Raw genomic sequence first — 12,121 nt, 5'->3', positions numbered from 1 at the left:
CGCCAAGGCCCGTACACCCACCCGGAAGTCCCGACCCGGACCTCACCCACCACCCCACGCTAACGCGCACCCGGACCCGAAGCTGGGTTTCCGCAGCTCGTCAACGTCCTTCGACCAGCCCGACCCCCAGGCAATCCCGAGCAGCCAAACCCCGCCCGGTCACCACCAACCCGGATTACGGCCGTATTCGGGCACCGGATTACCGGCGTAATCCGGTAACCCGTGGGCGAGGTGAGGTGGTGTGGGCGCAGGTGTTGTGCGCAGACGCCGAAGGGCGCCTCCGGCGGTGCCGGAGGCGCCCTTCGGGGTGATGATCAGCCGGCTCGGCTGGCCGAGGCTTCGAGGGCCCTTCGGACTAGGACCTTGGCCAGGTGGCGGCGGTAGTCCGCGCTGGCCGTGGGCTGGTCCGGGGGAGAGGTGTTCTCGGCCGCGCGTTCCGCTGCTTCGGCGGGGTTGGCGCCCGAGGCCAGTGCTTCCTCGACGCCTGCCGCGCGCATCGGGGTGGGGCCCATGTTGACCAGGGCGACGCGGTTGCCCGCGACGGCCACGCCGACGACCGCCCAGTCGATGGCGCGCTTGGTGAACTTCTGGAAGTCCCAGCCCTGCGCGGAGTTCTTCTCGATCCGGATCTCCACCAGCAGCTCGTCCTCGCCGAGCGAGGTCTCGAAGAAGTCGGTGAAGAAGTCCGTGATCGCGATCTCGCGGGTGCCCGACGGGCCCTGGGCGACCAGGACCGCGTCCAGCGCCAGCGCGACCGCAGGCAGGTCCGAGGCCGGGTCGCCGTGGACCAGCGAACCGCCGATGGTGCCGCGGTGGCGGACCTGCGGGTCGCCGATGGTGCCCGCGGCGTGGGCCAGCAGCGGGGCCTCGCGCTTGAGCAGGTCCGAGTGCTCGATGTCGTGGTGCCTGGTCAGGGCACCGATGCGGATCTGCGAACCCTCCTCGCGGATGTAGGACAGGTCGCGCAGGCCGCCGACGTCGATGACGACCTCCGGCACCGCCAGCCGCAGCTTCATCAGCGGCAGCAGCGAATGCCCGCCGGCCAGCAGCTTCGCGTCGTCGCCGTGCTCGGCGAGCAGGTTCAGCGCCTCGTCGACCGTGGTGGCGCGCTTGTAGGTGAAGGCGGCAGGAATCATTCCGCGGCCCCCTGCTTCTCCTTGGCCGCGTCGAGCACGGCTTGAACGATGTTGTGGTAACCGGTGCAGCGGCAGAGGTTGCCCTCCAGACCGGACCGGACCTCGGCCTCGGTCGGGTCCGGGTTCTCCTCCACCAGCGACACCGAGGCCATCACCATGCCGGGCGTGCAGTAACCGCACTGCAGGCCGTGGTTGGCCTGGAACGCGCGCTGCATCGGGTGCAGCTGCTCGCCGTCCGACAGACCCTCGATGGTGGTGACCTCACTGCCCTCGGCCTGCGCGGCGAGCACGGTGCAGGACTTCACCGACTCGCCGTCGAGCAGCACCGTGCACGCGCCGCAGGACGTGGTGTCGCAGCCGACGTTGGTGCCGGTCAGCTCGCAGTCGTCGCGCAGGTACTGGACGAGCAGGGTGCGGTCCTCGACCTCGTGGCTCCGCTGCTCGCCGTTGACGTTGATCGAAACTTGCACGAAGGAACTCCTCAACGCTTCTCAGGTGCACTACCTGAACAAGATCAGCGGGTTGTCTATGCCTGGTTGATGGACTGCCACACCCGTTCGGGCGTGGTCGGCATGTCGATGTGCCGAACACCCAGGTGGGACAGGGCGTCCACCACCGCGTTCTGCACCGCGGGGGTGGCGCCGATCGTCCCGGCCTCGCCGATCCCCTTGGCGCCCAGCGGGTTCAGCGTGGTGGGTGTTTCCATCGTCAGCAGCTCGAAGCTCGGCAGCTCGGCGGCGGTGATGATCGCGTAGTCGGCGAAGCTGGCGTTCTGCGGGTTTCCGTCGGAGTCGTAGGAGACCTCCTCCAGCAGCGCCTGCGCCGCGCCCTGCGCGATGCCGCCGTGCCGCTGGCCCTCGGTGAGGATCGGGTTGACGATCACGCCCGCGTCGTCGACCGTGATGTGCCGCAGGTAGTCGACCTTGCCGGTCTCCACGTCGACCTCGACCACCGCGAGGTGGCTGCCGAACGGGAACGTCGGCCGGTCCTCCACGAAGTGCACGTCGGCGGCCAGGCCGTCCTCGGCCTTCTGCGCCAGTTCGGCCCACGACACCGTGACGTTGGGGGCGCCGCGCACCTGCCACTTGCCGTCGGTGAGCTCGATGTCGGCCTCGTCGCTCTCGATCATCTCGGCGGCCAGCTTGCGGGCCTTGTCCTTGACGTCGACGGCGGCGCGGTGCACGGCGGTGCCGCCCAGCTGGAGCGACCGCGAGCCCATCGTCCCGACGCCCTTGGGGATCAGGTCGGTGTCGCCGTGCACGACCTCGATCTTGTCCAGGTCGATGCCCAGCTGCTCGGACACCAGCATCGCGAACGTCGTCCAGTGGCCCTGGCCGTGCGCCGAACTGCCGGTGAGCACCAGAGCGCTGCCGTCCGGGCGGATTTCGACGTGCCCGGTCTCGCCCTCGGTGTTGTTCGGCGCGGTGATCTCCACATAGCTGGCCAGGCCGATGCCCAGCTGCTTGGTGGCGCCGTCGGCGCGCCGCTTGGCCTGCTCCTCGCGCAGCGAGGCGTAGTCGGCGGCGTCCAGCACCGAGTCGAGTCCCTTGATGTACTCGCCGGAGTCGTAGAGCATCCCGCCCGGAGTCTGGTACGGGAACTGCTCCGGCTTCACCAGGTTCGCGCGTCGCACGTCGGCCGGGTCGGCGCCGATCTCGGCGGCGAACAGGTCGATCGCGCGCTCGATCGCGGCGGTGGCCTCCGGGCGTCCGGCACCGCGGTAGGCGCCGATCGGCGTGGTGTTGGTGACCACCGTCTGCGCCCGCGACTCGACCTTCGGGATGTCGTAGACGCCGCTGGCCATCATCTGCGTGAACACCGGCAGGAACGCGCCCATCCGCGGGTAGGCGCCCACGTCCTGCACGATCTCCAGCCGGTAGGCCTGGACCGTCCCGTCGCGACGGCCGCCGATGGTGACCACGTGCCGCTGCGCGCGGCCGTGGGTCATCGCCACCAGGTTCTCGCTGCGGGTCTCGACCCACTTGACCGGCTTGCCGACCTGCTTGGACACCAGCGACAGCAGCGCGGCCTCCTGCTCGGAGCCGATCTTGGCGCCGAAACCGCCACCGACGTCGGGCGTGATCACCCGCAGCTTCTCCTGCGGCAGGCCGAGGTTGGCCATCAGCTCGTCGCGGCAGGACTGCGCGTTCTGGTTGGACAGCCAGAAGGTGACCTTCTCGCCCTCCCACGCGCAGGCCGCCGAACGGCCTTCCAGCGAGGCCGCGGCGACGCGCTGGTTGAGGATCTGCTTGCTGACGACGACCTCGCAGTCGGCGAAGAGCGAGTCGTCGAGCTCACCGGCGGTGCCGATGACGTTGGTGCCCGCTTCCGGGAACACCAGCTTCTCGTCGGCCAGCGCCTCGTCGAGGTCGATCACCGCGTCGAGCGGGTCGTAGTCGATCGAGACCATTTCGGCCGCGTCCTGGGCCTGGCCCAGGGTTTCGGCGACGACCGCCACGACCGGCTCGCCGACGTAGCGGACCACGCCCTTGGCCAGGTGGGGTCGGTCCATGCCGGCCGGGGTGGGGCCGGAGAGGCTGCCGCCCGAGGGGTACGGCGGGAGGTCGACGTCGTCGGCCGTGAAGACCCCGTGCACGCCGGGAGCCGACTTGGCTTCGTCGACGTCCACTTCGGTGATGGTGGCGTTCGCCAGCGGGCTGCGGACGAAGAGGACGTGCAGTGCGCCCTGCAGGGCGGGTTCACGCAGGTCGTCCACGTAGGTGCCGCCGACTGTGAGAAGGCGTGGGTCTTCGACACGTTGGACCCGGGTGCCGAGAATGCTCAAAGCTGCCTCGCAGTCAACAGGATCAGATCACAATAGTTCGGGAACCGACCGAGAGTCTTGTGCTCCGAACTGTGAGCCACAAGACTTGACGCTTGAAGAAGTCGGCGTGTCGTGGATTCTGCGTGACGGAAGGATCACCGAAAGATTCCACCGTTCGGGTGAACCAGCACTCTGACAACGTTGAATGTCACAGTACGGCCTGACATTGTCGAAGGTTTAGTGTTCGATCACGGCATGACCTCGTTCCTCCAGCAGCTGTTGGGCCCTGCCCCGACGGACGGCGCGAACCTGGTCCAGATCCTCATCGCAGCGGGAAGTGCGGGGCTGCTGGCCGCACTGCTGATCGTGCTGGGATACGGCCACCGCACCGGGAAGATCACGGTGCTCGCCCGCCTCGCCGAACGATCCGAGCACTCCTGGCTGCTGCGAGGACTTCCCGGCTGGGCCGCGCTCCCGCTGCGGCTGGCGCTGACCTCGCTGCTGGTGACGCTGCTGGGCCTCTACTGGGACATCGCGCTGCGCATCACGGAGGGCCGCGGTTCCGGGCCGCTGTCCAACATCGCGCACTACCCGATCCTGTTCGGGATCTTCGGTCTCTGCGTCGCCGGCACGCTCGCGATGGTGCTGCCCGTCGGCGAGCACCCGGGCCGCGCCGCGCTGCGCATCACCAAGTGCTGGGAAGCGCCCACCAGCGGACTCCTGCTGGGGATCGCCGGTTTCTTCTCGCTGCTGGGATTCCCGCTCGACGCCGTGTGGCAGAGGCTCTTCGGCCAGGACGTCACGCTGTGGGGACCCGCGCGGCTGATGGTCATCGGCGGCGTCTCGCTGTCGCTGGTGGCCATGGCGCTGCTGGAGCGCGAGGGCAGGTTCGTGCGCACCGGCCGCGCCGAGACGATGCGCGCGCTCTACGTCCGACGCGGCCTGCTCTGCGGGGCGCTGCTCGTCGGGCTGTCGGTCTTCCAGGCGGAGTGGGACTTCGGCGTCCCGCAGTTCCGGATGGTCTTCCAGCCGCTGCTGATCGCCGTCTCCGCCGGCTGCGCGCTGGTGGCCGCGCGGCTGTGGGTCGGGCCCGGCGGCGCGATGCTCGCGGTCGCGCTGTTCGTGCTCACCCGCGGCGGCATCACCCTGCTCGTCGGGCCGGTGCTCGGCGGACCGGCCGCGGCGATCCCGATGTACGTGGTCGAGGCGCTGTGCGTGGAGCTGGCCGCGACCGCGCTGGCCCGGAGGCCGCTGGTGCTGGGCGTGTTCTCCGGGCTCCTGATCGGAACCATCGGCTACACCAGCGAATACCTGTGGACCGCCGCGGCCTACCGGCTGCCGTGGTCGCCGGACATGCTGCCGGAGGGCGTCCTGATGTCGCTGACCGGCGGCGTCTGCGGCGGCCTGCTCGGGGCGCTGCTGGTGCGGGCGCTGCGCGGTGAGCTGCCGCCCGCGCGCACGCGCAACGCCCTGTTCGGGCTGGCGGTCACCGGGATCGCCGTCGCCGTCGTCAACGGGCTGGTCGGCACCTCGCCGGACGGCGTGCGCGCCAGCGTGGCCGTCGACGAGCGCACGAAACAGGCCGTGGTGCGCATCGAGCCCGCCCCGATCGCCAAGCACCCGACCTGGCTGACCATCACCGGCTGGCACGGCGGTTCGCTGCACGTCGATCGGCTCACCGAGGTGGAGCCCGGCGTCTACCGGACCAACCTGGCGATGCCCGTCCACGCGCCGTGGAAGACGATCATCCGGCTGCACTCCGGTCGCGCGATCCTCGCGATGCCGGTGTACCTGCCCGCTGACCAGGCCCGGAACAATCCGGGCGTCCCGACGCCCGCGCAGTTCACCCGCGACGCGCTGCCGGAGTACCAGCTGCTGCGCCGCGGAGCGGCTCCCAGCGTCCCGGACTGGCTCTGGCCCGCCGCCTCGGCGGTGGTGGCGGTCCTCTCGCTGGCCTACGTCCTCGCCCTGGGCTGGGGTGGTCAGCGCATCGGCCGGGCCATCTCGGGCCCGCCGTGCGCCGAGCGAGCCCGGGCCGAGTCCGGTCTCGCGACCGACTCGCCGTAATGGCCCGTTCGGGGTACGGGCCGGGTGATCGTTTGATGTGGTACTTGTCACATTTCGCCGTGGCGGGCAGAGTCTAGGCGGAGGTACCACCACCTAGGCGCGAGAGGTGTTCGCGATGGCCCCGACGACGACCGAACTGGCCGAGTTCCAGCGGGTGCTGGCGCAGCTGCGCACCAGCGCCGTAGCGCTGCGGCAGCGCTACGGCGACGCCGCGGTGGTGCGCCGGATCCACAACGACATCGAGCGGCTCGACATCGACGCCGGCGAGCTGTCTGCCGTGGTCCCCACCCCGCGGACCGGCGACGACGCCCGCGACGACGTGGTGATCGTTCCGGACACCCCCTACGACCCGTCGCTGTGGCAGGACGCCGACGACGAGGGGCTCGGAGGCCAGTTCCGGCACTGATCCGAGCGGGCGGATGCGGTGCCACCGGCACTCCCCGAGCAAGGCGATTCGCGCATCCCCATGGGGAGAAGTTGCGCCCTTTGGGGGACTACCTGGCGCGGTGCGACCTGATCCACAATGAGCGGCCTCATGCTGAGCACGTCGGACGACTCCTGACAACGAGGTCGACGAATGTCCGCACTCGCTAGCTCCACAGGCCGGGCCCGCATCGGCGCGCGCACGCTGCGCACGGACCGCTGGTGGCTTCCACCGCTGATGACCTTCCTCGGCCTGATGGCCTTCGTGGTCTACGGCCTGGTCCGCACGTTCATGAACCAGTGGTACTGGGTACCGGAGCACAACTACCTGGCGCCGTTCTTTTCGCCGTGCCTGTCCGAGGCGTGCGTGCCGGGGTCGAGCCACTTCGGCCAACCGTTCCCGGACCTGGGATGGCTGATTCCGCCGCCGATCTTCGTGCTGCCGTTCGTGCTCGGGTTCCGGCTGACCTGCTACTACTACCGCAAGGCGTACTACCGGGCGTTCTGGGCGTCGCCTCCGGCCTGCGCGGTCGGCGAGCCGCACAGCCGCTACACCGGCGAGACCCGGTTCCCGCTGATCATGCAGAACGTGCACCGGTACTTCTTCTACGCGGCGATGCTGGTCGCGGCGGTGCTCACCTACGACACCGTGATCGCCTTCAAGGGCACCGACGGCGGTGTCGGGGTCGGGCTGGGCACGCTGCTGATGGTGGTCAACGTGGTGCTGCTGTGGTCCTACACGCTGTCCTGCCACTCCTGCCGCCACCTCATCGGCGGACGCCTCAACCACTTCTCCAAGCACCCGGTGCGCTACTGGCTCTGGACCAAGATCACCTGGCTCAACGGCAAGCACATGCTGCTGGCCTGGTGCTCGCTGGCCTCGGTGGCCCTGGTCGACCTGTACGTGATGTTGGTGGCGGCCGGAGCCATCACTGATCTCAGACTGTTCAACTGACGTTGTCGGGGTGATCTGCGTTGCGGTGCAGGTGGGGGGACCTGAGCGCGTCCCCGGCTGCGGGATCTCCTCCTCATGAACGCCGCTTCACGGCGTCGGAGCCGTCCTCGCCAGGAGCGCGCTCAGAACCCCCGGTGGCGAGGGTGGTCGGCGAAAGAGAAAGCGGCTCCGCCGCTTCCCAACGAATCCTGAAGGACTGGATGTGGAGATCGAACGGCACGAGTACGACGTGGTCGTGATCGGCGCCGGTGGCGCGGGTCTGCGCGCGGCGATCGAGACGCGTTCGGCGGGGCTGCGGACCGCCGTGGTGTGCAAGTCCCTGTTCGGCAAGGCGCACACGGTGATGGCCGAGGGCGGCATCGCCGCCTCGATGGGCAACGTCAACTCCCGCGACGACTGGCAGGTGCACTTCCGCGACACCATGCGCGGCGGGAAGTTCCTGAACAACTGGCGGATGGCCGAGCTGCACGCGCGCGAGGCGCCGCAGCGGGTGTGGGAGCTGGAGACCTACGGGGCGCTGTTCGACCGGACCCCGGACGGCCGGATCAGCCAGCGCAACTTCGGCGGCCACGAGTACCCGAGGCTCGCGCACGTCGGCGACCGGACCGGGCTGGAGCTGATCCGCACGCTGCAGCAGAAGATCGTCTCGTTGCAGCAGGAGGACCACGCGGAGTTCGGCGACTACGAGGCGCGCATCAAGGTCTTCCAGGAGTGCACGGTCACCGAACTGCTCAAGGACGGCCCCGCTGTGTCCGGGGCGTTCGGCTACTGGCGGGAATCCGGGCGGTACGTGCTCTTCGACGCGCCCGCGGTCATCCTCGCCACCGGCGGCATCGGCAAGTCGTTCAAGGTCACCTCGAACTCCTGGGAGTACACCGGCGACGGGCACGCCCTCGCCCTGCGCGCCGGGGCATCGCTGATCAACATGGAGTTCGTGCAGTTCCACCCGACCGGCATGGTGTGGCCGCCGAGCGTGAAGGGCATCCTGGTCACCGAATCGGTGCGCGGTGACGGCGGTGTGCTGCGCAACTCCGAGGGCCGCCGGTTCATGTTCGACTACATCCCCGAGGTGTTCAAGGACAACTACGCCGACAGCGAGGCCGAGGCGGACCGCTGGTACGACGACCCGGACAACAACCGCAGACCGCCCGAGCTGCTGCCGCGCGACGAGGTCGCGCGCGCCATCAACAACGAGGTCAAGGAAGGCCGCGGTTCCGAGCACGGCGGCGTTTTCCTCGACGTGGCAACGCGTTTGCCCGCCGAGACCATCATCAAGCGGTTGCCGTCGATGCACCACCAGTTCAAGGAACTGGCCGATGTGGACATCACCGCCGAGTCCATGGAGGTCGGACCGACCTGCCACTACGTGATGGGCGGGGTCGAGGTCGAGCCCGACACCGCGGCCTCCCGGGTGCCCGGTCTGTTCGCCGCGGGTGAGGTGGCCGGCGGCATGCACGGCTCGAACCGGTTGGGCGGCAACTCGTTGTCGGACCTGCTGGTCTTCGGCCGCCGCGCGGGAGCGGGCGCCGCCGGGTACGTGCAGGGGCTCTCGGCGCGACCGTCGATCAGCTCGTCCGATGTGGACGCTGCGGCCGTGCGCGCCGCCGATCCGTTCAACCCCGTCGACGGGCGGAGCGAGAACCCCTACGCGCTGCACTCGGAGTTGCAGCAGGCGATGAACGACCTGGTCGGCATCATCCGGCGGGGCGAGGAGATGCGCGAAGCGCTGGACCGGCTGCGCGAGCTCGTGGGACGGGCCGAGCACCTCGAAGTGGAGGGCAACCGGCAGTTCAACCCCGGTTGGCACCTGGCCATCGACCTGCGCAACATGCTGCTGGTCAGCGAGTGCGTCGCCCGCGCGGCCCTGATGCGCACCGAGAGCCGGGGCGGCCACACCCGAGACGACCACCCGACGATGGAAGCCGGGTGGCGCCGGAAGCTGCTGGTCTGCCAGCAGTCGGGGAACGGCGTCGAGGTCACCGAGCAGCAGCAGGTGCCGATGCGGCCGGACCTGCTGGAGCTGTTCAAGCCGGAGGAGCTGCGCAAGTATTACACCGAGGACGAGCTCTCGGACGTCCACGCGAAGGAGCTGTGATGGGGTACCAGGCGCACTTCCGGGTGTGGCGCGGCGCCGACGACGGCGAGCTGCAGGACTACACCGTCGAGGTCAACGAGGGCGAGGTCGTCCTCGACATCGTCCACCGCCTGCAGGCGACCCAGGCGCCGGACATGGCGGTCCGCTGGAACTGCAAGGCGGGCAAGTGCGGCTCGTGCTCGGCGGAGATCAACGGGCGGCCGCGGCTGCTGTGCATGACCCGGATGTCCACCTTCGCCGAGGCCGAGACGATCACGATCACCCCGTTGCGGACCTTCCCGCTGGTCAAGGACCTGGTGACGGACGTGTCCTACAACTACACCAAGGCCCGCGAGGTCCCGGCGTTCACGCCGCCCGCCGACCTCGAACCCGGCGAGTACCGGATGCAGCAGGTCGACGTGCAGCGCTCGCAGGAGTTCCGCAAGTGCATCGAGTGCTTCCTCTGCCAGGACACCTGCCACGTCATCCGCGACCACGAGGAGAACAAGGAGGCCTTCTCCGGTCCCCGCTTCCTGATGCGCGTCGCCGAACTGGAGATGCACCCGCTCGACGAGGCCCGGAATCGTCCCGAGCAGGCCAGGGGAGACCACGGTCTCGGGATGTGCAACATCACCAAGTGCTGTTCCGAGGTGTGCCCGGAGAACATCCACATCACCGACAACGCCCTCATCCCGCTGAAGGAACGAGTCGCCGACACCCGCTACGACCCGATCCTGAGGTTCTTCAGGAAGAAGAAGGAGTGATCTTCGCCTCCGAAACGGCCCACCGGTGAACATCGGTGGGCCGTTCTCGGTTTCGGCGGGAGTCGCTGCGCCGGAGGGATCCGGCCGTGTAGGTTGAGCCGGCGGGCGCTGTCCGGGTTCGCGCTGGGCTGGGGGTTCACCGGGGGATTCCCCGTTATTCACGGTACTTGTCGTCGTGTTCACGTGCGGTTACGCGGAATTCACGAATATCCGCGCGCTGGCAAAGCTGTGAAATTTCGAGCTGATCACGCGAGTATCTCGTACTGCTTCTGGAGAATCGCAGTTCGCGGCGGTTTCATCGGCCGGTTCGCGTCCATTGTGGAGAGCCCTTGACGCTATGGCGTCTTCTTGCCATGGCTGTCGCTGAGGCCTACTCGCCGGTTACGTTCCATTGCGAACGGAGTCGATTCAGATGGATATCAACCGACCAGTCGCGGGGACCGCGTCGAGGTCGGCCGGACAGCGGATGGGACCCGTACCCCGACGAGGGCCCAGCACTCCGCCGAATGGCCTCCCACCTCGCGAATCCCCGCCCTGTCGCCCGCTCGGTGACAGGGGCCGGCGGCCGGACGTCGTGAAACCCCGAGGCGGCGTCCGGCCGCCACCGGCCGATGCAGACCCCCAGAAGATTTCGGTCAACGCCGACCGCTGGAAATGACAATTCCCAACGGTTTCCAGGTATTCGGGAGATCCGTTGCGGATTGAACGAGTTCCTAGTGGTTCTGGCGCTGGCTGCCAGAGGAAGTGCGGCGGACGTGCAGCAGATTCTCGTGGCATTCGACGGATTCGTTCCGGTGGTGACGACACTGCTCTTGATCGCGGTCGCCGTCGGATTCGGATCAGGATTGCTTCGCGGCTATTCAACCGAGCCGTTCGTGATGCGGCAGCCGTTGATCGACGGCGCCCTCGCCTACTCGGTGCTGGTCGTGGGCTACCTGGTCTTCACGCCTCAGGTGCCGACCCTGGAGCCCTTCCGGCCCGACATCGGCAACGACGTCTCGGAGGCGCTGGCCGCCGCGCCCGGCGACTCGCAGCCGTGGATCCAGCTGGCCGGCAACCTCGTGCTGCTGCTGCCGCTGAGCGTGCTGGTGCCGCAACGCGTTCCGTGGTTCGACAACCTGGCCAAGATCGCGCTCGGCGGCCTGCTGTGCTCGTCCTCGATCGAGGCGATCCAGTTCGTCGCGATCAGCGGCCGCGTCTGCTCCACCGATGACATCGTCTGCAACACCGTCGGTGCCGTGCTCGGCGGCATGCTGGTGCGGCTGCCGTACTGGATCAGCCCCACGAGCCGACCGCAGCACCGGCCCACCGGCGACGCCGATCCGACGGTCTGGCTGCTCATCGCCCGCATAGAGCACGAGCGGCAGTGCCGCCAAGCGGCAGCGCAGAGCCGCCAGAGCCTCCCGCGCCGACGTCCGGTCCTGCCGCAGCAGCCGGTGTTCACCAAGCGCCCAGCGCTCGCGGGCCAGGACGCCTTCCGCCAACCGCCGCGCCTGGTCGGCCCGCCGCCGCAGCAGCGGCGCCCGCTGCAACGCACCCGCTGACCCCGGTGGTCGGGACTTCTCCCGTCGCGCTCCCGACCACCGGCCCAGCGGTCACGCGGGCGGGAGCGATCGTGTGCGAGCGGCGTAGCCGCGAGCTGTAACCACCACCTGAGCAACTCGCACCGCCGCGGGTTCTGACACGTCTTCTGGCGAGTACGCCGCGACGCCGTGTATTGGCATACATCAGGAGTGGCGCACGGAGTCCAGAAGGCGTGTCAGGTTCCGCCACTCGCACCGACCAGCAAAACGACCACGGAAACCACTAGGTGTACTGACCTGAGAGGTTGGTTACGCGGCTGGCGGGTGGGCCGCCGATGCTGGTGTGGTGGCGGTGATGGTTGTAGCCGTGTAGCCAGCCGGGCAAGGCGGCGCGCCGTTGGGTCTCGGTGCTGTA

The 12,121-nt window shown here is 68.9% G+C and carries 9 protein-coding genes and 1 pseudogene; 6 read left to right on the top strand and 4 right to left on the bottom strand.

Annotated elements, in window-relative coordinates:
* Nucleotides 1–314 precede the first annotated feature (314 nt).
* From E1181_RS29950 to E1181_RS29940, 3 genes are read right to left on the bottom strand one after another with little or no spacing between them, the layout of a single operon-like run.
* The gene (locus E1181_RS29950; protein ID WP_132679773.1) at nucleotides 315–1,136 is read right to left on the bottom strand and encodes an FAD binding domain-containing protein; all 822 of its coding nucleotides are present in this window, start codon (nucleotides 1,134–1,136) and stop codon (nucleotides 315–317) included.
* Nucleotides 1,133–1,606 carry a (2Fe-2S)-binding protein gene (locus E1181_RS29945; protein ID WP_132679772.1) on the bottom strand — a complete coding sequence of 158 codons (474 nt, stop codon included), beginning with the start codon at nucleotides 1,604–1,606 and terminating at the stop codon, nucleotides 1,133–1,135. The genes E1181_RS29950 and E1181_RS29945 overlap by 4 nt, the downstream gene beginning before the upstream one ends.
* A gap of 56 nt (nucleotides 1,607–1,662) precedes the next feature.
* The gene (locus E1181_RS29940; RefSeq protein ID WP_132679771.1) at nucleotides 1,663–3,921 is read right to left on the bottom strand and encodes a xanthine dehydrogenase family protein molybdopterin-binding subunit; all 2,259 of its coding nucleotides are present in this window, start codon (nucleotides 3,919–3,921) and stop codon (nucleotides 1,663–1,665) included.
* 234 nt (nucleotides 3,922–4,155) lie between these two features.
* On the opposite strand from E1181_RS29940, the gene E1181_RS29935 reads away from it, so the two are divergent.
* The 6 genes from E1181_RS29935 to E1181_RS29910 all read left to right on the top strand — a co-directional run bounded on the left by E1181_RS29935 (nucleotide 4,156) and on the right by E1181_RS29910 (nucleotide 11,727).
* On the top strand, nucleotides 4,156–5,967 hold the full coding sequence (locus E1181_RS29935) for a hypothetical protein (RefSeq protein ID WP_132679770.1): 1,812 nt from the start codon (nucleotides 4,156–4,158) through the stop codon (nucleotides 5,965–5,967).
* Nucleotides 5,968–6,082: 115 nt separating this feature from the next.
* Nucleotides 6,083–6,373: a hypothetical protein gene (locus E1181_RS29930; protein WP_132679769.1), complete on the top strand. Its 291-nt coding sequence runs from the start codon at nucleotides 6,083–6,085 to the stop codon at nucleotides 6,371–6,373.
* A gap of 171 nt (nucleotides 6,374–6,544) precedes the next feature.
* The gene (locus tag E1181_RS29925; RefSeq protein WP_132679768.1) at nucleotides 6,545–7,345 is read left to right on the top strand and encodes a hypothetical protein; all 801 of its coding nucleotides are present in this window, start codon (nucleotides 6,545–6,547) and stop codon (nucleotides 7,343–7,345) included.
* A 202-nt stretch (nucleotides 7,346–7,547) separates the two neighbouring features.
* Nucleotides 7,548–9,440, top strand: a complete 1,893-nt coding sequence (locus E1181_RS29920) for a fumarate reductase/succinate dehydrogenase flavoprotein subunit (RefSeq protein WP_132679767.1) — start codon at nucleotides 7,548–7,550, stop codon at nucleotides 9,438–9,440.
* Nucleotides 9,440–10,183, top strand: coding sequence for a succinate dehydrogenase/fumarate reductase iron-sulfur subunit (locus E1181_RS29915; RefSeq protein ID WP_132679766.1), 744 nt, complete (start codon nucleotides 9,440–9,442; stop codon nucleotides 10,181–10,183). Before E1181_RS29920 ends, E1181_RS29915 begins: the two co-directional genes overlap by 1 nt.
* An 878-nt stretch (nucleotides 10,184–11,061) precedes the next feature.
* Complete coding sequence (locus tag E1181_RS29910; RefSeq protein ID WP_235877155.1) at nucleotides 11,062–11,727, top strand: VanZ family protein; 666 nt, start codon at nucleotides 11,062–11,064, stop codon at nucleotides 11,725–11,727.
* 262 nt (nucleotides 11,728–11,989) lie between these two features.
* On the opposite strand, the pseudogene E1181_RS29905 reads toward E1181_RS29910, so the two are convergent.
* Nucleotides 11,990–12,121 (bottom strand): annotated as a pseudogene (locus E1181_RS29905) (IS481 family transposase); the annotation flags it as partial.

It is taken from the genome of Saccharopolyspora terrae (assembly GCF_004348435.1).
Classification (GTDB): Bacteria; Actinomycetota; Actinomycetes; order Mycobacteriales; family Pseudonocardiaceae; genus Saccharopolyspora; species Saccharopolyspora endophytica.
This window is presented reverse-complemented; position numbering and strand designations above follow the sequence as displayed.

Coding starts and splice junctions, on each gene's coding strand:
- E1181_RS29915 (WP_132679766.1), top strand. CDS start 9,440: ATGGGGTACCAGGCGCACTTCCGGGTGTGGCGCGGCGCCGACGACGGC.
- E1181_RS29910 (WP_235877155.1), top strand. CDS start 11,062: ATGCGGCAGCCGTTGATCGACGGCGCCCTCGCCTACTCGGTGCTGGTC.
- E1181_RS29935 (WP_132679770.1), top strand. CDS start 4,156: ATGACCTCGTTCCTCCAGCAGCTGTTGGGCCCTGCCCCGACGGACGGC.
- E1181_RS29950 (WP_132679773.1), bottom strand. CDS start 1,136: ATGATTCCTGCCGCCTTCACCTACAAGCGCGCCACCACGGTCGACGAG.
- E1181_RS29930 (WP_132679769.1), top strand. CDS start 6,083: ATGGCCCCGACGACGACCGAACTGGCCGAGTTCCAGCGGGTGCTGGCG.
- E1181_RS29925 (WP_132679768.1), top strand. CDS start 6,545: ATGTCCGCACTCGCTAGCTCCACAGGCCGGGCCCGCATCGGCGCGCGC.